The 20,662-nt window shown below is 71.9% G+C and carries 21 protein-coding genes and 1 riboswitch; of the genes, 13 read left to right on the top strand and 8 right to left on the bottom strand.

Annotated features, from left to right (window positions below; all coding sequences use genetic code 11):
• Positions 1-91: 91 nt before the first annotated feature.
• A complete protein-coding gene (locus tag AC3CBB_RS16905; RefSeq protein WP_488625459.1) occupies positions 92-1,084 on the top strand; it encodes a hypothetical protein in 993 nt (330 codons plus the stop codon).
• Between the two features lie 57 nt (positions 1,085-1,141).
• On the opposite strand, the gene AC3CBB_RS16900 is transcribed toward AC3CBB_RS16905, so the two are convergent.
• Positions 1,142-2,041: a bifunctional methylenetetrahydrofolate dehydrogenase/methenyltetrahydrofolate cyclohydrolase gene (locus AC3CBB_RS16900; protein WP_488625458.1), complete on the bottom strand. Its 900-nt coding sequence runs from the start codon at positions 2,039-2,041 to the stop codon at positions 1,142-1,144.
• On the bottom strand, positions 2,041-3,321 hold the full coding sequence (glyA, locus tag AC3CBB_RS16895) for a serine hydroxymethyltransferase (RefSeq protein ID WP_123507026.1): 1,281 nt from the start codon (positions 3,319-3,321) through the stop codon (positions 2,041-2,043). Before glyA ends, AC3CBB_RS16900 begins: the two co-directional genes overlap by 1 nt.
• Positions 3,322-3,359: 38 nt before the next feature.
• A riboswitch (ZMP/ZTP riboswitch) is annotated at positions 3,360-3,443 on the bottom strand.
• 58 nt (positions 3,444-3,501) lie between these two features.
• Here glyA and clpS point away from each other — a divergent pair.
• Positions 3,502-3,780: an ATP-dependent Clp protease adapter ClpS gene (gene clpS, locus AC3CBB_RS16890; protein WP_123507025.1), complete on the top strand. Its 279-nt coding sequence runs from the start codon at positions 3,502-3,504 to the stop codon at positions 3,778-3,780.
• On the top strand, positions 3,777-4,247 hold the full coding sequence (locus AC3CBB_RS16885) for a DUF2017 domain-containing protein (protein ID WP_158614266.1): 471 nt from the start codon (positions 3,777-3,779) through the stop codon (positions 4,245-4,247). The genes clpS and AC3CBB_RS16885 overlap by 4 nt, the downstream gene beginning before the upstream one ends.
• Here AC3CBB_RS16885 and AC3CBB_RS16880 read toward each other — a convergent pair.
• Positions 4,244-5,575 carry an MFS transporter gene (locus AC3CBB_RS16880; protein WP_233580049.1) on the bottom strand — a complete coding sequence of 444 codons (1,332 nt, stop codon included), beginning with the start codon at positions 5,573-5,575 and terminating at the stop codon, positions 4,244-4,246. The two genes, AC3CBB_RS16885 and AC3CBB_RS16880, sit on opposite strands and share 4 nt — an antisense overlap.
• Before the next feature lie 41 nt (positions 5,576-5,616).
• On the opposite strand from AC3CBB_RS16880, the gene AC3CBB_RS16875 reads away from it, so the two are divergent.
• From AC3CBB_RS16875 to AC3CBB_RS16840, 8 genes are all read left to right on the top strand, one after another.
• A complete protein-coding gene (locus AC3CBB_RS16875) occupies positions 5,617-5,988 on the top strand; it encodes a DUF3253 domain-containing protein (RefSeq protein WP_123507023.1) in 372 nt (123 codons plus the stop codon).
• 10 nt (positions 5,989-5,998) lie between these two features.
• Positions 5,999-7,165 carry a hypothetical protein gene (locus AC3CBB_RS16870; RefSeq protein WP_488625457.1) on the top strand — a complete coding sequence of 389 codons (1,167 nt, stop codon included), beginning with the start codon at positions 5,999-6,001 and terminating at the stop codon, positions 7,163-7,165.
• A gap of 34 nt (positions 7,166-7,199) precedes the next feature.
• The gene (locus AC3CBB_RS16865; RefSeq protein ID WP_488626759.1) at positions 7,200-8,627 is read left to right on the top strand and encodes an MFS transporter; all 1,428 of its coding nucleotides are present in this window, start codon (positions 7,200-7,202) and stop codon (positions 8,625-8,627) included.
• A 22-nt stretch (positions 8,628-8,649) separates the two neighbouring features.
• Positions 8,650-9,501: a formyltetrahydrofolate deformylase gene (gene purU / locus AC3CBB_RS16860; RefSeq protein ID WP_123507020.1), complete on the top strand. Its 852-nt coding sequence runs from the start codon at positions 8,650-8,652 to the stop codon at positions 9,499-9,501.
• A 9-nt stretch (positions 9,502-9,510) separates the two neighbouring features.
• Positions 9,511-9,906 (top strand): YrdB family protein, encoded by a 396-nt coding sequence (locus AC3CBB_RS16855; RefSeq protein ID WP_488625456.1) that lies wholly within the window; start codon positions 9,511-9,513, stop codon positions 9,904-9,906.
• Entirely contained in the window at positions 9,903-11,057 is a 1,155-nt protein-coding gene (gene nagA, locus AC3CBB_RS16850; RefSeq protein WP_488625455.1) for an N-acetylglucosamine-6-phosphate deacetylase, read from the top strand. Before AC3CBB_RS16855 ends, nagA begins: the two co-directional genes overlap by 4 nt.
• A gap of 7 nt (positions 11,058-11,064) precedes the next feature.
• Positions 11,065-12,045 (top strand): NAD-dependent epimerase/dehydratase family protein, encoded by a 981-nt coding sequence (locus tag AC3CBB_RS16845; protein ID WP_488625454.1) that lies wholly within the window; start codon positions 11,065-11,067, stop codon positions 12,043-12,045.
• A 70-nt stretch (positions 12,046-12,115) separates the two neighbouring features.
• Positions 12,116-12,355 (top strand): hypothetical protein, encoded by a 240-nt coding sequence (locus AC3CBB_RS16840; protein ID WP_488625453.1) that lies wholly within the window; start codon positions 12,116-12,118, stop codon positions 12,353-12,355.
• 97 nt (positions 12,356-12,452) lie between these two features.
• On the opposite strand, the gene AC3CBB_RS16835 is transcribed toward AC3CBB_RS16840, so the two are convergent.
• Positions 12,453-13,718 carry an alanine racemase gene (locus AC3CBB_RS16835; protein ID WP_488625452.1) on the bottom strand — a complete coding sequence of 422 codons (1,266 nt, stop codon included), beginning with the start codon at positions 13,716-13,718 and terminating at the stop codon, positions 12,453-12,455.
• A gap of 83 nt (positions 13,719-13,801) precedes the next feature.
• Between AC3CBB_RS16835 and AC3CBB_RS16830 the strand changes: the two genes are divergently transcribed.
• Positions 13,802-14,209 carry a RidA family protein gene (locus tag AC3CBB_RS16830; RefSeq protein ID WP_488625451.1) on the top strand — a complete coding sequence of 136 codons (408 nt, stop codon included), beginning with the start codon at positions 13,802-13,804 and terminating at the stop codon, positions 14,207-14,209.
• A 20-nt stretch (positions 14,210-14,229) separates the two neighbouring features.
• Here AC3CBB_RS16830 and AC3CBB_RS16825 read toward each other — a convergent pair whose 3' ends face one another.
• A complete protein-coding gene (locus tag AC3CBB_RS16825) occupies positions 14,230-15,114 on the bottom strand; it encodes an HAD family hydrolase (RefSeq protein WP_488625450.1) in 885 nt (294 codons plus the stop codon).
• Between the two features lie 211 nt (positions 15,115-15,325).
• Here AC3CBB_RS16825 and AC3CBB_RS16820 point away from each other — a divergent pair, with 211 nt between their 5' ends.
• A complete protein-coding gene (locus AC3CBB_RS16820; protein WP_488625449.1) occupies positions 15,326-16,624 on the top strand; it encodes an FAD-dependent monooxygenase in 1,299 nt (432 codons plus the stop codon).
• A gap of 61 nt (positions 16,625-16,685) precedes the next feature.
• On the opposite strand, the gene AC3CBB_RS16815 is transcribed toward AC3CBB_RS16820, so the two are convergent.
• From AC3CBB_RS16815 to AC3CBB_RS16805, 3 genes are read right to left on the bottom strand one after another with little or no spacing between them, the layout of a single operon-like run.
• Positions 16,686-18,266, bottom strand: coding sequence for an N-acyl-D-amino-acid deacylase family protein (locus AC3CBB_RS16815; RefSeq protein ID WP_488625448.1), 1,581 nt, complete (start codon positions 18,264-18,266; stop codon positions 16,686-16,688).
• The gene (gene nagB, locus AC3CBB_RS16810; RefSeq protein ID WP_488625447.1) at positions 18,248-19,033 is read right to left on the bottom strand and encodes a glucosamine-6-phosphate deaminase; all 786 of its coding nucleotides are present in this window, start codon (positions 19,031-19,033) and stop codon (positions 18,248-18,250) included. Before nagB ends, AC3CBB_RS16815 begins: the two co-directional genes overlap by 19 nt.
• A 3-nt stretch (positions 19,034-19,036) precedes the next feature.
• A complete protein-coding gene (locus AC3CBB_RS16805; RefSeq protein WP_488625446.1) occupies positions 19,037-20,662 on the bottom strand; it encodes a beta-N-acetylhexosaminidase in 1,626 nt (541 codons plus the stop codon).

The following is a 20,662-nucleotide window of genomic DNA, read 5'->3' as shown; positions in this document are numbered from 1 at the left end:
CGTTCTCCACAGGGCCGCTCCTCATGGCGGGCTCTCCACAGATCGGCGGATCGTGCCGCGCGGGGGCGAGGCCATCGGACACCATCGGTGCATGACCGACGAGCTCCCCCTGATCCTCCGCACCGCCGACCGCCGACGCATAGGTCTCGACGACCGAGGGCTCCGGACCGACCACGCTCGGGGGCTCCTGCACCGGGTCGCTCCGGGAAGCTACGTCGATGCTGCCGAATGGCGCGCGCTGTCCGAGCGCACACAGTACGAGGTCGTGATCCGTGCGCAGATGGCGCGGTTGTCGCCCGACGTCGTGGTGTCGCACGACTCGGCGGCGGCCCTCTGGCGGATGCCGTCACTCGACGGCTGGCCAGGCCGCGTGCACGTGATCGACCCGGCGCGCGAGACCCCGTTGACGCGCGGACTGGTGGCTCGGCACGTGGGCCCCCTGGACGAGGCCGATGTGGTGGGCGGCCGGGAGTTCCTGGTCACGAGTGTCACGCGAACCGCCCTCGACCTCGCGCTTCGCGACGGCTTCCTGGTCGCGCTGCTCGTGTTCGACCATGCGCTCCGCTACTACGGTGTCACCCACGACGATCTGCGGGCGGCGCTCGGCCGACGCGAGAAGGCCCGGCGCCGGGTGGCCGTCAGTCGCGCGATCGACTTCGCTTCGGCCGACTCCGAATCGCCGGGCGAGTCGATCAGCCACGCGCAGATGCTGCTGCTCGGGTTCGAGCCGCCCGAATTGCAGAAGGAGTTCACGGAAGACGATCGCGTCGTGGCGCGAACCGACTTCTACTGGAGCGGGGTCGGCGTCGCAGGAGAGTTCGACGGAGACGAGAAGTACCTCTCGGCCGCGATGCGCGGGGGCCGGAGCGCCGAGCAGGTGGTCGTGGACGAGAAATGGCGGACGGAGGAACTCCTCGACCGGCACGACGTCAACCGGGTGGTGCGCTGGAACTACCGCGTGGCCCGGACGCCCGCTCTGCTGGAGGAGCGGCTCCGGCGTGCCGGTGTGCCGCGACGGAGCCCCGCCGGAGCGGCGCGGCCCCGCCAAAACGCTGGAGGGGATGTGCCGATTCGGCGGGGCTGAGGCCAGCACCGGCCGCGGGCAGGGCGCCGACGGCGAGGCGCCGGAGGACGGCCGCGGCTAGCGGCGCTCGGCCGCCTCGACCACGTTCTTGAGGAGCATGGCGCGGGTCATCGGGCCGACTCCGCCGGGGACGGGCGAGAGGTACCCCGCGACGGAGGCGACCGACGGGTCGACGTCGCCGCGCAGCTTGTACTTGCCGGTCTCCTCGTTCAGCACGCGCGTGATGCCCACGTCGATGACCGCGGCGCCGGGCTTCACCCAGTCGGGCTTGACCAGGCCGGCGACCCCGGCCGCGGCGATGACGATGTCGGCTCGGCGCACCTCGGCTGCCACATCGACCGTGCGCGAGTGGGTCAGGGTCGCCGTCGCTTCCAGGCGCGTGAGCAGGAGCCCGAGGGGGCGCCCGACCGTGAGGCCCTGGCCGATGATCGTGACGTGACGCCCCTCGATCGGGATGTCGTAGGCGCGGAGCATCTCGACGATGCCGCGCGGGGTGCACGGCAGCGGGGTGTCGATCGAGCCCTTGCCGCCGGGCACGGCCAGCACCAGCTCGCCGAGGTTCAGCGGGTGCAGCCCGTCGGCGTCCTTCGACGGGTCCATCAGCTCGAGCATCGACGTCGGGTCGATCCCGTCGGGCAGCGGCAGCTGGATGATGAACGCCGTCACGAGGGGGTTCTGGTTCATGAACCGGATGGCGTCGCGGATGTCGCTCTCGGACGCCGTCTCGGGCAGGTCGAGGCGGATCGACTCGATGCCGACCTCGGCGCAGTCGCGGTGCTTGCCCGCGATGTACGAGAGCGAGCCCGGGTTCGAGCCGACCAGGATCGTGCCGAGCCCCGGGTGCACGCCGGTCGCCTTGAGGGCGGCGACGCGCTCCCGGAGGTCGTCCTTGACGGACGCCGCCAGGGCGGTGCCGTCGATGGAGACTGCCCGGCTGACGCCGATCTCTGCCGACATCAGGCGTAGAGCGGGAAGGCCTCGGTGAGCGCCTTCACGCGGGCGGCGAGGGCCGCGATGTCGGGGTTCGGCATCAGGGTCAGAGCGATGATGTCGGCCACCTCGGTGAACTCGACGTCGCCGAAGCCGCGGGTCGCGAGCGCCGGCGTGCCGATGCGGACGCCCGACGTGGTCATCGGCGGGCGAGGATCCCACGGCACCGAGTTGCGGTTGACGGTGATGCCGACCTCGTGGAGGAGGTTCTCGGCCTGCTTGCCGTCGACCTCGCTGGCGCGGAGGTCGACGAGCACGAGGTGCACGTCGGTGCCGCCGGTGAGGACGTCGACGCCGGCGGCCTTCGCGTCGGCCTCCATCAGCCGCGAGGCGAGCAGCTTGGCACCGCGGATGGTGCGCTCCTGGCGGTCCTTGAACTCGGGCTCGGCCGCGAGCTTGAACGCGGTCGCCTTGGCGGCGATGACGTGCATGAGCGGTCCGCCCTGCTGGCCGGGGAAGACGGCCGAGTTGAGCTTCTTGAAGAGCGACTCCTCGTTGGAGAGGATCACGCCCGAGCGCGGGCCGGCGAGCGTCTTGTGCACCGTCGACGACACCACGTGGGCGTGCGGGAGCGGCGACGGGTGGAGGCCCGCGGCGACGAGCCCGGCGAAGTGCGCCATGTCGACCCACAGGTACGCGCCGACCTCGTCGGCGATGGCGCGGAACGCGGCGAAGTCGAGCTGGCGGGGGTACGCGGACCAGCCGGCGATGATGACCTTCGGCTTGTGCTCGAGCGCCTGCTGGCGGACGGTCTCCATGTCGATCAGGTAGGTCTTCGGGTCGACCTCGTAGGCGACGGCGTTGTAGAGCTTGCCCGAGAAGTTGAGCTTCATGCCGTGCGTGAGGTGGCCGCCGTGCGAGAGCTCGAGGCCGAGGATGGTGTCGCCGGGGGTCGCGATCGCGGCGAGGACGGCCGCGTTGGCCTGTGCGCCGGAGTGCGGCTGGACGTTGGCGAAGTCGGCGCCGAAGAGCTTCTTGGCACGCTCGATGGCGAGGTTCTCGGCGATGTCGACGAACTCGCAGCCGCCGTAGTAGCGGCGGCCCGGGTAGCCCTCGGCGTACTTGTTCGTGAGCACGGAGCCCTGCGACTCGAGCACGGCGCGCGGGACGAAGTTCTCGCTGGCGATCATCTCGAGGTAGTCGCGCTGGCGGCCGAGCTCCTGCTCGAGGACCGCTGCGATCTCGGGGTCGACCTCCGAGAGCGGGGCGTTGAAGGTGGAGGGCAGGCGATCTGAGGTGACAGTCATGGAAAGCTCCAATGCACACGGATAGAAGGAGATGGTCCAGCGGCAGCCCAGGCGTACGGCTGCCGACCGTGTGAGTCGCTCCCCGGTGGTAGACCACCCGAACGCCAGTTGCGACTCCTGGAGCATAACAACTCACAGGCACGGCTCTCAATAAGTCGTGCCACCCTGGACTCTGTGAGCATGACCCTCGACGAGACCGACCTGCGTCGTCTCGAAGCCCCCGACGTCCCCTGGGTGACGCTCGTCTGGGACGACCCCATCAACCTGATGTCGTACGTGTCGTTCGTCTTCCGCACGTACTTCGGATTCCAGTCGAAGGAGGCGGAGCGGCTGATGATGCAGGTGCACACGAAGGGCAAGGCCGTCGTCGCGACCGGCGCACGGGAGCAGATGGAGATGCACGTCGAGGCGCTGCACGGCTACGGACTCTGGGCGACCGTGTCGAAGGCCGACGAGTGAGCCTGTTCCCGTTCTCCCGGAAGCGCGACGGCGTCCACTTCTCGTTCGCCGGTCACGAGAGGTCGCTCATCGAGCAGCTCGTCTCGCAGATCGTGACCCTGCTGGAGGAGCGCGACGAGGCCGACCCGGCCGTCGCGCGCCTGCTGCCCGCCGGCTATCGCGGCGACGACGACGCCGATGCGGAGTTCCGGCGACTGACGGTCGACGATCTCACGGCGCGCAAGGTCGAGACGGCGACGCTCGTGCTCGAGACCCTCGCGGGAGACCCGAAGGCGCCGCTGTCGAAGGAGGCCGAGCAGGCCTGGCTGCGCACGCTGAACGACGTGCGGCTCACGCTGGGCACGCGGCTCGGCGTGACGGCCGACGGCTTCGACGCCCCGGCCGACCAGGAGGCCGCCTACCTGCGGGCCGTCTACGAGTGGCTGGGCTTCGTGCAGGAGACCCTGGTCAGGGCCCTCGACCGCTAGGCGCCGAGGCGCCGCGCCTCTCGTGCAGCCCTCCGAGCGGCCTTCCGCCGGGCATCCCGGCGCGTGAGCAGGCGGTCGGAGAGCAGCACGACGGCGAGCATGACGACCGCGATCACGATGTAGAGGCGCGGCAGCGCGCCCAGCCCGGCGCCGGACAGCACGAAGCCGCCGACGAGCGCGCCCGAGCCGATGCCGAGGTTGAACGACGACGTGTAGAACGACGAGGCGAGGTCGCGGATGCGGGCCGGGGCCATCTGAAGGAGGCGCGTCTGCAGCAGCGGGGGCAGGGCGCCGAAGGTGATCCCCAGCACCACGAACACCACGAACGAGGCCACGGGGTTGCCCTCGAACACCAGGAGGCCGACAACTGTGACGGCGACGAGCGCCATGAACAGCGGGATGCTCAGCGACACCCGCTTGCCGAGCACGAGCCCGACGAGCAGGAGGCCGAAGGCGCCGGCGATCCCGTAGGCGAACAGCGCGACGCTGAGCGAGTCGCCGGTGAGCCCGCTCGACCGCGTCAGGAACGGGGCGACGTAGGTGTACAGCGAGTAGTGCCCGACCATGAAGAGGCCCGTCACGATGCACGTGAGCACCACGCCGAGCACGCTCGGGTCGACCTCCTCTCGGGGCAGGCGTCCGTTGCGGATGATCGGGATCGAGCCGGTCGCGAGGGCGCCGGGGCCGACCGGCGTCGCACCGGTCATGGCGTCGCTGGCCTCGCGCCGGAGGGTCGCGGCGTCTTCGGCACCCGATCCGACGTCGGGCAGGAGCCGCCAGACGAGCACGGCCCCGACGACCATGAGGCCGGCGAGGATGCCGAACGCGATCCGCCAGCCGACGGCCTGGCCGAGGGCCGTCCCGAGCGGCACGCCCAGCACGAACGCCAGGGTTCCGCCCGACGACGACACGGCGAGCGCCCGACCGACCTGCTCGCGCGGCACCAGGTGGGCGGCGTAGGCGCCGGTGATGGCCCAGAAGACGCCGTGGGCGAGTCCTCCGACGACGCGGGCGGCCACCATCCACGCGTACGTGGGCGCCAGCGCGGTGCCGACGGCGCCGATCGCGATGATCAGGATCAGGCCTACGAGCAGGCGGTGCCTCGGAAACCGGGCCGTCAGCGAGGTGAGGACCGTGCTGGTGCAGACCACGGTGAAGGCGAAGACGGTGACGAGCAGCCCCACGGCGGACTCGCTGACGTGCAGGTCGCGACCCATCTCGGGCAGGAGGCCCGTAGGCAGCATCTCGCCCGAGATGGAGAGGAACGAGGCGATGGCGAGGGCCAGCAGACCGGCCCAGGGAAAGCGGGCACGGGTGGTCGTCGTCACCGGAAAAGCCTAGTGGCAGGTCGGACGAGTACAACGGACCGGTGGACGAGAAGACCTGCCGATCGTGCGGACGGCGCATCGAGCGGCGCGCGAAGTGGGCGAAGAACTGGGACGAGGTCGCGTACTGCAGCGACGCCTGCCGCAAGCGGAAGGTGCGCCCGGTCGACCGGGAGCTCGAGGCGAGCATCCGCCGGCTCCTGGAGGCACGCGCCGCGACGTCGACCATCTGCCCGTCCGACGCGGCTCGCGACGTCTACCAGGGCGACGACGAGGGCTGGCGAGAGCTGATGGAGCCGGCCCGTCGGGCGGCGAGACGCCTCGTCGCCGCGGGCGAGGTCGACATCACCCAGGGCGGCAGCGTCGTCGACCCGTCGACCGCGAAGGGCCCGATCCGCATCCGGCGGCACCGCTAGGTTGGTCGGCGTGCGCCGAGTCCTGACCGAGAGACCATGGCTCGCGGTGCTCGCGGTCTACGCCGCGTCGCGCGTGCTGTCGTCGGCTCTCCTCGGCGCGATGTTCGCGCTTGCGACCGCTCAGGGCTGGACGTTCGCGAGCCACCGGTCGAATCCGTCGTTCTTCACGTTCTCCGGCTCCTGGGACGCCTCGTTCTACAAGACGATCGCCGAGCACGGGTATCCGACGACGCTCCCGGTCGACGCGACCGGCCACGTGGTGCCGAACCCGTGGGCCTTCCTCCCCGTCTTCCCAGGGATCGTCCGGTTCGTGTCGGGCGCGACGGGGCTCGGCTTCTATCCGGCGGGCGTCGTGGTGGCGATGCTGTTCGGCGCCGGGGCCGCCCTGATGCTCTACCGCGTGCTGGTGCTGCGAGTTCCTGCGCCCCGGGCCCTGTTCGCAGTCGCGCTGTTCTGCGTGGGGCCCATGGGGTTCCTGCTGCAGGCGGCGTACGCGGAGAGCGCCTTCCTGTTCTTCCTGTTCGCGGCGCTGTGGTGCCTGCTGACGCGGCGCTACCTCGCGCTGATCCCGTTCGCGGTGCTCGCCGCCTTCACCCGGCCGGGGATCCTCGCCCTGGCCCTGGCGCTCGGCGTCCACCTGCTGATGCGGTGGCGGTCGCGGGAGACCGACCCGCTTCCCGGGCGCGACGTCGTGCGGATCGTCGTCGCGGGAGCCGTGACGTGCGCTGCCGGCCTGGCCTGGCCGCCGATCGCCACGGCCGCGACCGGCCACCCGGGCGCGTACCTCGACACCGAGCTGTCGTGGTGGGTCGGCTTCGTCGGCCGCCGGCACTTCACGCCGCTGACCCCGTGGTTCACGATGGCGTCGACTTATCTGGGGTGGGCCGGCGTGGCCGTGGTGCTCGCCGCGATCGCTGCCGGCGTGTTCTGGCTGACCCGCAGATCGACGCAGGAACTCGGCCGCGACCTCGTGGCGTTCACGGCCTCGTACTGGCTGTACCTCGTCGCCGTGTTCCTCCCGCAGCAGAGCCTCGTCCGCCTGATGATGCCCGTCGCGCCCCTCCTCGGCAGCGAGCTCTTCTCGAAGACGCGCCGCCGACGCGTCGTCGTGCTCGCGTCGGCCGTCGTGCTCCAGGCCGTCGCGGTCGTGCTGCTCTGGTTCGTCGGCTACCCGTGACCGATTTATACAGCTAGACTGTAGATCTCCGTGACTGCAGAGTAGGCGATCCCCCACGTACAAAGAGACCGGCTTCGGCCCCCGCTTCGTCATCCCGATCCTGTTCGGGCCCCTTCTGAACCCGATCAACACCACCATGATCGCCGTGGCGCTGGCGCCCATCTCGAGAGACCTCGGCATCGGCAGCGACCAGGCCATCTGGCTGGTGTCGTCGCTCTACCTGGCGAGCGCCATCGCGCAGCCGACGATGGGCAAGCTGGCCGACCGGTTCGGGCCGAAGAAGATCTTCCTGATGGGGATGGCCGTCGTCATCGTCGCCGGCATCCTGCCCGCGGTGCTCCCGACGTTCGGGGCGGCTCTCGTCTCGCGCGTCCTGATCGGCATCGGCACCTCGTCGGCCTACCCCGCGGCGATGAGCGCGATCCGCAACCAGTCCGACCGCCTCGGCATCGTGACGCCGCCGCTCGTGCTCGGCGGGCTGTCCATCTCGTCGCTCGTGTCGGCCGCGGCAGGCCCTCCGCTCGCCGGCGTGCTCATCGGCGCCTTCAGCTGGCACGCGATCTTCCTGGTCAACGTGCCGCTCGCCGGCATCGGCCTCGTGCTGGGCGCGCTGTGGCTGCCGTCCGACCGGATCCGCCCGATCCGCGCCACCCCGCTGCCGATCCGCCAGGCCATCGACCCCGCCGGCCTCGCCCTGTTCGCGATCACGATCGGCAGCCTGCTGGTCTTCCTGCTCGACCTGTCGTCCGGGCTCTGGTGGCTCCTCGTCGTCACGGCGCTCGCCCTCGCGGCGCTGATCCTGTGGGAGCGCCGCGCGGTCGCGCCGTTCATCGACGTGCGGATGCTCGCCTCGAACGGCGCGCTGACCCGCACCTACCTGCGCCTCTTCCTGCTCTACGGGATCGCCTACACGATGACGTACGGCTTCTCGCAGTGGGTGCAGGACGTCGCGCGCATCTCGTCGCAGACGGCCGGCCTGATCCAGCTGCCCGGCGCGATCCTGGCGGGCGTCGCCTCGTTCTGGTTCGCCCGCAAGGCCGGCGTGCGCCTGCCGCTGATCGCGGCGGCCGTCATCCCCCTCGTCGGCGGCTTCATCGTGCTGTCGCTCACCGGCGGCTCGCCCGTCTGGCTGTTCGTGGTCGCGACGGTCTTCTTCACCATCCCGCAGGGCCTCGCCTCCGTGTCGAACCAGGCGGCCCTCTACCGCCAGGTCGACCCGGCGACGATGGGCGCCGCGGCCGGGCTCTCGCGCACGAGCATCTACATCGGCGCCATCGCGTCGACCAGCCTGATCGGCGTCGCATACGGCGACGCCCCGACGACCGGCGCCCTCCACGAGCTCGGCTGGGTCATCGTCGGGATCGCGGTCGTGCTGAGCGCGCTGACCATCCTCGACCGCGCCCTGCGACGGGGGCGCGCCCCCGTCGTCGCTCCGGAGCCCGAAACCGTGCCGGCGGCCTAAGCCTGGCCTCTATCCTTGACCGGTGAGCGAAACCCACTGGACCCTGACCCTCGTCTGCGAAGACCGCCCGGGAATCGTCCACGCGATCAGCGGCGCCGTGGTCGACGCCGGCGGCAACATCACCGAGTCGCAGCAGTTCTCGAGCCACGACACCGGCACGTTCTTCATGCGCCTGCAGGTCGTCTCCGAGACGGGCCGCCAGACGTTCGTCGACGCGCTCGCGCCGGTGACCGAGCGCTACGGCATGGAGTGGAAGCTCGACGTCGTCGGCCGCCCCCTCCGCACGCTCGTGCTCGCGAGCAAGGCGGCGCACTGCCTGAACGACCTGCTGTTCCGCCAGCGCGCCGGGCAGCTCCCGGTCGAGATCCCGCTCGTGCTCGCGAACCATCCCGACCTGGGCGGCCTCGCCGAGTTCTACGGCGTGCCGTTCGAGCACCGCCCCGTCGTCGGCCCGGAGCTCAAGGCCGAGTTCGAGCGCCGCGTGCTCGACGTGGTCGAGGAGCACGACGTCGAGCTGGTCGTCCTGGCCCGCTACATGCAGATTCTGTCGCCCGAGCTGTGCGCAGCGCTCGAGGGCCGCGCCATCAACATCCACCACTCGTTCCTCCCCGGCTTCAAGGGGGCCAGCCCCTACCGCCAGGCGCACGCCCGCGGGGTGAAGCTGATCGGCGCCACCGCGCACTTCGTCACGAGCAACCTCGACGAGGGCCCGATCATCGAGCAGAACGTCGTGCGCGTCGATCACACGCGCACCCCCGAAGACCTGATGGCGATCGGCCAGGACGAAGAGAGCCGCACGCTCACCCAGGCCGTCCGCTGGTTCGCCGAAGACCGGGTGCTGCTCGACGGCGCCCGCACGATCGTGTTCCGCTAGCGAGGCGCCGTGTTCGACACTCCCAAGCGCAGGCCCGGTCGCGGCGGCGGCGACGGCGGCCGGGGCTTCACGCTGACCGCCAACGACGTGCTGCGGTTCGTGCTCGAGCTGTTCGCCTTCTTCAGCCTCGGCTTCTGGGGCTACTACGCCTGGCCCTACCCGTTCCCGGCCTGGTTCTTCATCGTCGGCGCCCCGCTGTTCGCGATCGTGCTCTGGGCGCTGTTCCGGTCGCCGAGGGCGCCGGTGAAGACCGACCCCGTCGGCCGCGCCATCGTCGAGATCGCCGTCATGGGGTCGGCGGCGTACTGCTGGGTGAGCCTCGGCTACCCGCTGGTCGGCGCCGTGTTCGCCGTCGTGGCGCTGGTGTCGGGAGTGGTGAACTTCCGCCGCGAGAACCGCGCATGAGGTCGTTGCTGCGCGATGCGGCGGTGCTCGATGCGCGGGGTGAGTGGGCGAGTTCCTGCGTTCTCATCGAAGCGGGGCGGATCGCCGCCGTCGGAGGCCCCGGCGACTTCGTGGGCGCCGTCGTCGACGAGGAAGTCGAGCTCGGCGGCGCGACGCTCACGCCCGGCCTCATCGACCTGCACGGCCACGGCGGCGGCGGCTTCTCGTTCGACGACGGCGCCACCGACCCCGCGGCGTTCGAGGCTGCGCTGGCCGTGCACCGCGCGCACGGCACCACGCGCTCGGTGATCAGCCTCGTCGCGAATCCGGTGCAGGAACTCCGCGCCTCCCTCGCCGCGATCAGCGACCTCTGCGCGTCCGACCCCCTCGTGCTCGGCGCGCACCTCGAGGGCCCCCTCCTGTCGCCCGGCAACCGCGGGGCGCACAACCCGGCTTTCCTCTCGGCCCCCGACGGTGCCGTTCTCGACGCGCTGCTGGAGGCCGGCGGCGCCGCGCTCCGTCAGGTCACCGTCGCCCCCGAGCTGCCGGGAGCGCTCGATGCCATCGCGCGGCTGTCGGGGGCGGGCGTCGCCGTGGCACTGGGGCACACCGTCGCCGACTACGCCACGACGCGCGCGGGCTTCGACGCCGGCGCGCGGCTGCTGACGCACGCCTTCAGCGCCATGCCCGGCATCCACCACCGCGCCCCGGGCCCCGTCGTGGCCGCGGTCGACGACGGGCGCGTGACGCTCGAGCTCATCCTCGACGGGGTGCACGTGCATCCGCGGGTCGCCGCGATGCTGTTCGCCGCCGCCCCCGGCCGCATCGCGCTGATCACCGACGCGATGGCCGCCGCCGGTGCGGACGACGGCGAGTACCGTCTCGGCTCGCTCGACGTCACGGTCGCCGACGGAACCGCCACGCTGTCGGGAACCGACACGATCGCGGGCTCGACCCTCACGCAGGACGCGGCGCTGCGCCTCGCGATCGGCCAGGTCGGGCTCCCGCCGGCTCAGGCCGTCGCCGCCCTCACCCTCACGCCGGCCGCCGCGCTCGGCCTCGAGGGCACGCTCGGCCTCGTCGAGCCGGGCTTCGCCGCCGACCTCGTCGCGTGGACGCCCGGCTGGACGGTGGAGCGCGTCTGGGCCGCGGGGTCGCCGATCGTGCCATGATCGTCGGATGACAACGACGTCACTCCTGTTCATCGGCGGTACCGGCCAGATCAGCGCCTCGTGCGTCCGAGAGGCGTGCGCGAACGGGATCGCGGTGACTGTCCTGAACCGGGGCACGACCCTGTCGCGGGAGCTGCCCGCCGGGGTGGAGGTCATCACCGCCGACATCCGCGACGAGGACGCCGTCCGCACGGCCCTCGGCGACAGGCGCTTCGACTCGATCGCCGACTTCATCACGTTCACGCCCGCCGAGGTGGCTCGCGCGGTCCGGCTGTTCGGCGACCGGACCGAGCAGTACGTGTTCATCAGCTCCGCGTCGGCGTACCAGAAGCCGCCGGCCCGGCTGCCGATCGATGAGGCGACCCCGCTGCACAATCCGTTCTGGCAGTACTCGCGCGACAAGATCGCGTGCGAGCGGCTGCTGCGCGACGAGCACGCCGCGGGGCGCATCCGGGTGACGGTCGTGCGGCCGTCGCACACGTACGACCGGACGCAGGTTCCCCTGCTCGGCGGCTGGACGGCCATCGACCGGATGCGCCGCGGCCTGCCCATCGTGCTGCACGGCGACGGGACCTCGCCCTGGGCGATCACGCACTCCGACGACTTCGCGACCGCGTTCGTGCACGTGCTGGGTGCGCCGGAGGCGATCGGCGAGGCGTTCAACATCATGTCGCCCGAGCTGCTCACCTGGAACTCCATCGCGCTGGACCTGGCCGACGCCGCCGGCGTGGAGGTACCCCATCTCGTGCACCGGACGACCCACGATCTCGTGCAGGAGGCGCCCGTCTGGGACGAGGCGCTGCGCGGCGACCGGAGCCACGCCGCCATCTTCGACACCTCGAAGATCGAGTCGCTCGCCCCCGGCTGGGCGCCGCGCATCCCCTTCGCCGAAGGGGCCCGGCGCATCCTGGCCTGGCACGACGCCGACGCGAGCCGCCGGGTCGTCGACCGGGATGTCGACGCGCTGTACGACCGCCTCACCGCCTGAGCCCGGGGGCTCGAGGGTGTCCCCCGAAGGTCCGACTGCGCCGGTGCCGCCCGGCCCCTAGCCTCGGGGTATGAACTCAGGCGCGCGCGGACTCACCGAGCGGATCGCCATCATCTCGGGGATGGTCGGCGGTCTGTTCCTCATCGCCGCGATCACTCTCATGCTGACGACCGCGCCCATCATGGCCGCGGCGATCTGCCTTCCGATCGGGTTCGTCGGACTCCTGCTCGGCATCGGGCTGACCCTCTACCTGCGCCGTGGTGTCGCTGGCGACACCTGGCCGCGGTCGGGTCGCAAGGCGCCGCGCTAGCGGGACCCCTACCCCGCACAGCGCCACCGCGCCCTCGCCTCGTGCGGGGGCGTGCCGTGGTTGCGCGGCTTCCGGCGTGCCGTCCTCGTCGCCCGGGTCAGAACCGCGTCTCTATCGTCGACGTCACCAGAGGCAGGCCGCGGGCCTCGCCGAGGTGGTCCTCGATGACGGCGATCTCGTTCCACTTGTCGATCGTCGTGCACGGGTGCGAGATGCCGAGCCGCACGAGGTCCCCCACGGCGAGCGCCGACTCGGGCGGCACGGTCACGAAGGCGTGCTGGTCGTTGAGGCCCGTGACGACGGCGCCCTGCGCGGCACCCGGCACGCGGCGGGCGTCGGAGCCCTGCACGCGGTACGCCTCGATGACCAGCGGCAGGCCCTCGTCGTCGGCGGTGTCGCGACGGCCGACGTTGAGGAGCGCCAGCGTCGGCTCGGGCCGGGAGAGCACGCTCGCCCAGAGGTCGAGGGCCGGGCGGAACGACTCCGCCGCGTCAAGCCGCTCGAAGGGCGTGAGCCGGCGGTACAGGTCGTGGTCGTGCGTGACGTAGGAGCCGGAGCGGAGCACCACTCGCGTCCGTGCACCGCGGAGCCCCTCGGGGTCGTGCCGGAAGCCCAGAGCCTCGACGACGCGGTCGAAGTAGACGCTGCCGCCGGCGGTCAGGATCACGTCTCCGCCGCGGGCGAGCCACGGGCCGAACGAGTCGCCGTCGAGCAGGTCGCGGAACTCGATCATCGTCGCCAGGTAGTCGTCGATCAGCTGCAGCGCCGCCGAGTCTGTTCCGTGCGTCAGGGCCCCCTCGTAGCCGGCGACGCCCGCCAGCACCAGGTGGTCGGCCTCGCCCACCGCCGCCGCCACAGCGAGCGCCGCCTCGATCGTGCGCGCCCCCGTGCGGCCGCCCGCCGCGCCGATCTCGACCAGGATCGGCAGCGACCGGTCCGGCGCGATCCGGGCCAGCGCCTCGTCGACGAGCCGGACGCCGTCGACGGAGTCCAGCCACATCATGACCTCGCTCCCCGGCCGGGCCAGGCGGGCCAGCGCGTCGGGGGCGAAGGTCGTGCCCGCCATGATGATGTTGGCGATGCCGGCCTCGCGCGCGATCTCGGCCTGGTAGGCCGTCGCGACGGTGAGGCCCCAGGCGCCGGCGTCGATCTGCCTCAGCCAGACGTCGGGCGACATCGTCGTCTTGCCATGCGGGGCGAGGTCGACGCCGGCCTCACGGCACCAGCCGGCCATCGTGTCGATGTTGTGCCGAAGTACCTCCGAGTCGATGGTCAGGACGGGTGTCGGGAGCTCCCCGAGGGGGACGGGCCAGGCCCTCCCGGTGAACGCGACCTTCGACGGCTGCTCGGCGCTGAGTGTCATGGGCCTGATCCTTCGCTCGGGTGGGTGGTGCAGTAGCGTCGTTGGGTAGGACGAACGCGATGCACGACAGGATGGACCCCACGATGGCCGAGAGCAAGATCCGCGTCGAGACGACCGGAGCGCCCACCCCTATGACGGCATTCTCGCAGGGAGTGAAGAAGGGCGGGTTTGTCTCCGTGTCGGGCCAGGGGCCGCAGGATCCCGCCACCGGCGAGTACCTCCACCCGGGCGACGTCACCTCGCAGACGATCCGCACGCTCGACAACGTCAGGGCCATCGTCGAGGCCGCCGGGGGCACCTTCGACGACGTGCTCTCGCTCCGCGTGTTCCTGACCGAGCGCCGCGACTTCGCCGAGATGAACGCCGCCTACGCCGAGTACATCCGGGCCAACGTGCCGTCGGGCGTGTACCCGACCCGCACCACGGTGTTCGTCGAGCTGCCGAACGAGGCCATGCTCGTCGAGATCGACGCGCTCGCGGTCGTCGGCTAGCTCCCCGCTTCAGGGCTGGGTCAGCGCCTGGCCGGGACCCTCGCGTGCGCGGCCAGCCAGTGCGCGACGCCGTCATCGGCGTTCGAGCCGATCACCCCGGTCGCCGCCTCGCGGACCTCCGCGCTCGCGTTCGCGACCGCGTACGACGCGTCCGCGACCCGGAACATCGCCAGGTCGTTGCGGTTGTCGCCGAACACCACGACGCGGTCCGCGCCGAGCAGGCTCTTCAGCTCGAGCACCCCGTGCCCCTTGTCGGCGCCGGGCGCCGCCAGCTCCAGCCAGTAGATGCCGGGCAGGTAGGTCTCCTCCTGGAGCGTGGCCGTGACGTGACCGGCGAATTCGCGCTCGATCGTCCGCCGCACCGGCTCGAGGTCTGACTCGGGAGCGAGCGCGACGATCGAGAACGTGCCCTCGCGCGTCAGGTCCGCGGGGCTGTCGACGGGCCGGAACCTCGGGTCGTCGCCCCGGTCGCCGAGGTACCAGGCGATCCCGGGGCCCTCGTGGCCCCGCACCCAGCCGACCGTGTCCGCGTGCTCTCCGGCGCCGGCGACGGTCTCCTCCGAGGCCTCGGCCGCAGGATCGAGCGAGTACACCAGCGGCGAGGTCCCCGTGCGCGCGAACACGTCGAGGATCCCGTCGACCACGGCTGTGTCGAGTACCCGCTGCACGAGGGTCTCGCCGGTCGAGAGGTCGACCACGAACGCACCCCCGTAGACGCAGGCCGGGCCGCGCAGGTCGAGGTCGCCGACCACGCGGCGCAGCGACACGGCCGAGCGGGCCGTCGCCACAGCGACGTGCACGCCGTGCGCGACGAGGCCGTTCACGGTGTCGACGGTGAAGGCGCTCGGGCTCGCCTCGGGCCTGAGCAGGGTGCCGTCGAGGTCGCAGACGTAGAGGGTGGTCACGCCCTCATTGTGTCTCGCCCGCCTTCGGGCCTCTCGCCCCAGTGCTGGGGTGTCGCTGCACGCGGGCCTCCCGCCCTCCGGTGAGGGGTCGCTCGTTGCTCTCTGCGCGCTTCGCCGCGAGCAACGAGCGACCCCTCACCGGCTTCGACGGCGTGCTGTTGACTGGAGAGAACAGACGGGCGGCGCTTGTGCGACGCCGTGAGAGGCACCCATGACGCGACCGCACGTCCTGATCTCCGGCGCGAGCATCGCCGGCCCATCGCTCGCCTTCTGGCTGGGCCGCTACGGCTGGCGCACCACTGTCGTCGAGCGGGCGCCAGCGTTCCGCGAGGGCGGCCAGAACATCGACGTGCGCGGCGCCGCCCGCGAGGTGCTCCGACGCGCCGGGCTCGAGGACGCCGTCAAGGCCGCTACGACGGGCGAGCTCGGCACGCGCTTCCTCGGCGCTGGCGGCGCGGTCGTCGCCGAGTTCCCGGCGACGGCGTCCGAGACGAGCGGCGCGACTGCGGAAGTCGAGATCCTGCGCGGCGACCTGTCGCGGATCCTCGTGGAGGCGACCAGCGACGCGGGGTCCGGCGCGACACGCGGCACGTCCGGCACGTCCCGCACGTCGGCCGTCGCACCATCCACCGGCACCACCGAGTACGTCTTCGGCGACCGCATCACCGGACTCGACGACACCGGCGACGGTGTCGATGTCACGTTCGAGCACGGCGAGCCGCGCCGGTTCGACCTCGTGATCGCGGCCGACGGCATCGGCTCGTCGACCCGTCGGCTGGTCTTCGGCGACGAGGCGGTGGTCCGGCCCCTCGGCATGGAGATGACGTACCTGACGATCCCACGCACCGAGTCGGACGTCGACTGGTGGCGCTGGTACAGCGAGCCCGGCGGGCTCGCAGTGACCCTGCGGCCCGACCGCCACGGGACCACCCGCGCCGTGCTGACGTCGATCCTCTACGACGACGAGGCGACGCAGCGCGCCAGCCGGCGGAGCCCCGACGAGCAGCGGGCCCGCCTTCGCGACAAGTTCGGGAGCTCCGGCTGGGAGGCGCCGCGGGTGCTCGACGAGCTCGACAAGGCCGACGACGTCTACTTCGAGTCGGTCGGTCAGGTGCATGCGCCGAGCTGGTCGCGAGGCCGGGTCGCCCTCACCGGAGACGCCGCCTGGTGCGCGTCCCCCCTCAGCGGCATGGGCACGAGCCTCTCGCTCGTCGGCGCCTACGTGCTCGCGGGCGAGCTCGCCGCCCACGTCGATCACCGCGACGCGTTCGCCGGCTACGACCGGATCATGCGGCCCTTCGTCGACCAGGCCCAGAAGCTGCCGCCGGGGGTCCCCCGCGTCGCCAACCCGCGCACCCGGGCAGGTCTCGCGGCGTTCCACACCGGCCTCCGCGTCGCATCGAGCCGCGTCGCCTCCCGTCTCGGCGCCAAGCTCTTCTCCCCGCCCGCCGACAAGATCGCCCTCCCCGACTACGCGCACCTGGAGAGGTCCCCTCAGTCGTCCCTCTAAGGCCCGGTGAGGGGTCGCTCGTTGCTCCGAACCACCCTCTCGCCCGACAACGAGCGACCCCTCACCCGCTTTTGTTGGGGCCAGCAGGGGCAGCAGGGGCGGGGCGCAGGAACTGGCCGGCCGACGCCGCACCCACGCGCACCCCGCCGACCCACACGCCGGCGAGGCCCGCCGGGCTGCGCCGCGGGTCGTCGTACGTCGCCCGGTCGGCGTAGGCGCCGAGGTCGACGAGCTGCAGGTCGGCCGCGGCCCCGACCTCGATGCGGCCGCGTCGGGCCAGCCCGAACCGGTCGGCCGTGGCCGAGGTCATCCGCGCGAGGGCCGCGTCGAACGGCAGCACCCCCAGGGTCAGCGCCCGCGGGAAGGTGCCGTAGAGCCGGGGGTGCACGAATCCGGCCTCGCGCGGGAGCCCGTCGCTGCCGACGAGCGTGTGCGGCCACGCGAGGGCCTGCCGCACGCCGTCGGGGTCGGTGTGGAAGACGACGACGGTAAGCTGCCCGGCGGCCCCGACGACGAGGTCCGCGAGTGCGTCGAGGGGGTCCTGCCCCCGTGACGCGGCGATGGCGTCGACCGACAGCCCCTCGTACTCGGCCATCGTCGCGGGGAACCCCGCCAGGAGGACGCGGCCGGGCCCGACGGCGGCCCACTGGTTCTCGAGGGCGGTGGCGGGCCACGGGTGGTCGAGCCGCGCGAGGAGGGGCCGCCGCGTCGTCGGGTCGGACAGGAGCGCGACCAGTGCGCCCTGGGCGTCCGGCGGGAAGAGCGAGGCGACGGTCGTCGACCCGGCGTCGTACGGGTAGACGTCGGCAGTGACGTCGATCCCCTCGTCGCGGAGCGCATCGAGGTGGTCGATGATCGCCGGCATGCGGCCGGCGTTCGCGGGCCCGGTGACCTTGAGGTGGCTGATGTGGAGGCGAGCACCGGTGGCCCGGGCGAGGTCGGCCATCTCGTCGATGGAAGCACGCAGGTGGTCGGCCTCGTTGCGGATGTGCGCCACGAGCAGGCGGTCGTGCCGTGCGGCGGCGGTCGCCAGCGCGAGCAGCTCGTCGCGGGTGGCCTCGTCACCCGGTGCGTACATGAGGCCGAGCGAGATGCCGGCTGCGCCTGCGTCGAGGGCTGAGGCCGCAGTTCCTGCGATCGCATCGACTTCAGCCGCTGTGGCCGGGCGCCGTTCGAACCCGAGGGATGCTGCTCGCAGCGGGGCGTGCGGCACCAGCGCGACGGTGTTGACGGCTCGAGCCTCGGCGGCGATCTCGGCGAGATAGTCGCCGAACGTCGGCCAGTGCCGGTCGGGGAAGGGCCCGAGCACAGGCGTCGCGCTCTCGGCGAGGCCGGGCGACGACGGTGCGACGCCGAGCCCGCAGTTGCCGAGCACAGACGTCGTCACGCCCTGGCCGGTCTTCGGGTCGAGGCCGCCGGGGCGGAACAGCGCGGCGTCATCGTGCGAGTGCGCGTCGATGAAGCCCGGGAGCATCGCCCGGCCGGACGCGTCGACGACCTCGGCGCCGACGGGTGCCGGTGCGCCTGCTTCGACCGCTGTGATGAGGCCGGCCTCGACAACGACGTCGGCCGGTCTACCCGGCGCGCCTGTGCCGTCATGGACCGTCGCGCCGCGGAAGACCGCTACTCGAACCGCTGCCACGTCGGCTTGTTGGCGTACGTGTAGTCGTAGTAGTCGCGCAGGGTGAGCCGGGCCGCCGCCGCCTCGTCGACGACGATCGTCGCGTGCTCGTGGAGCTGGAGGGCCGACCCCGGGCACATCGCCGAGAGCGGCCCCTCGACCATCGCCGCCACCGCATCGGCCTTGGCTGCCCCCTGCGCGACCAGCACGACGCGCTTCGCCTCAAGGATCGTGCCGAGCCCCTGCGTGAGGCAGTGCGTGGGAACGTCGGCGGGATCGTCGAAGAAGCGAGCGTTGGCCTCGCGGGTCGACGGGGCCAGAGTCTTGATGCGGGTGCGCGAGGCGAACGACGACGAGGGCTCGTTGAAGCCGATGTGGCCGTTCGCGCCGATCCCGAGAATCTGCACGTCGATGCCGCCGGCCGAGCGGATCGCCTCGTCGTAGTCGCGCGTCGCCGCCTCGATGTCGGAGGCTCGCCCGTCGGGGACGCGGACCCTCGACGGGTCCATGCCGAGAGGCCCGACGACGTCGCGGGCGATGACCGACGCGTAGGACTCCGGATGGTCGAGCGGGATTCCGACGTACTCGTCGAGCGCGAAGCCCGACGCTCTCGACAGATCGAGGTCGCCGGCGTCGACCAGCGCCGCGAGCGACTCGTAGATGCCGAGTGGCGACGAGCCGGTCGCGAGCCCCAGGACGGCCTCGGGCTTCTCGCGCAACACCCGCGCGATCAGGGCCGCGGCCGTGCGGCCGACCTCGGCGGGGGTCGGCTTGACGATGACCTCCACGCGCTACTCCGCGATGTTCGCGACGAGCTCGGCGATGAACGCCGCGCGCTCCTCGCGAGTGGACGGACGACCGGGCACCCCCGGACGCATCTGCCACGGCAGCGGCCCCGACGCCTTCCGGTACTCCACGCCGATCGCGTCCAGCCGGGCGAGGTGCGCCTCGAGGCGCGGCTCGAACTCGGCGAAGTCGCGATCGCCCTCGGTCCAGACGGCCTCGGCGAGCGCGCACAGGCGCGGGAAGACGAGGTAGTCGACGGTGCGGGGCGAGTCCATGTGCTCGGTCCAGATGTTGCCCTGGCCGCCGAGCACGTGGGCGGCCTCGTCGGCGGTGAGCTGCGCGGGGACCGGCTCGAACGCGTAGACGTCGGCCACGGTGAGCGGGATCGAGACGGGGATGGGCTCGTCGGGGTCGGTCGACTGGCGGTAGTCGAGGTAGACCTGGTCGTCCGGGCAGGCGACGACGTCGTGACCGCGCTTCGCCGCCGTGACGGCACCCGTCATGCCGCGCCACGAGGCGACGATCGCCGACTCCGAGATCTCGCCCTCCAGGATCTCGTCCCAGCCGTAGATGCGGCGGCCCTTCGCGGTGATGTGCGCATCGAGCTCACCGATGAACCAGGTCTGCAGCTCGGCCTCGTCGGTGAAGCCGCGCTCGCGCATGATCTCCTGCGTGCGCGCGTCGGCCTTCCAGGCGTCGCGCGGGCACTCGTCGCCGCCCACGCCGATGATCGGCGACGGGAAGAGGTCGAGGATCTCGTCGAAGACGTCTTTGTAGAAGTCGACGGTCGACTGCTCCATGTTGAGCACGTCGTGGATGATGCCCCAGGCGGGGTAGACGTCGAGCTGCTTCGACGGGTCGAGGCCGAGCTCCGGGTACGCGGCGATGGCGGCCTGGCTGTGGCCGGGCACGTCGATCTCGGGCACGACCTGGATGTGGCGGGCGCTCGCGTAGACGACGACCTCGCGGATGTCGGCCTTCGTGTAGAAGCCGCCGTGCGGGCGGTTGTCGAAGGCGGCGTCGGGGCCCGCGCCGACCTGCGAGTTCTTGCGCCACGACGCGACCTCGGTGAGGCGCGGGTACTTGTCGATCTCGATGCGCCAGCCCTGGTCCTCGGTGAGGTGCCAGTGGAGCACCGACAGCTTGTGCATCGCCATCAGGTCGATGAAGCGGAGCACGTCGTGCTTCGGCATGAAGTGCCGGGCCACGTCGAGCATCGCGCCCCGCCAGCCGAATTTCGGGACGTCGACGATCGTCACGGCCGGGAGGGTCCAGGCCACGCCCTCCACACGGGATCGGCGGTACGACTCGGCGGGCAGGAGCTGAAGCAGCGTCTGGATGCCGTGGAACACGCCGGCCGCATCGCCGCCCTGCACGACGACGCCGTCGACGGTGACCTCGAGGCGGTACTCCGACGCGCGCAGGTCGGCGGCGAGGCCGAGCACGATGGCGCGGTCGGCGAGGTCGGCGTCCTTCAGCGGGAGGCCGGTCGACGGGCGGAGCGCCGCCTGCAGGAGCGCGGCCTCGCCGTCGAGGGCCTCCGGCGCGACCACGCGGGTGCGGGCGTCGAGGGCGAAGGAGCCGGTGCCCTCCACCAGGCTGGACGGACGGGGAACGAGTGAGATCGTCAT

Source organism: Frondihabitans sp. OV104, assembly GCF_057787745.1.
This window is presented reverse-complemented; position numbering and strand designations above follow the sequence as displayed.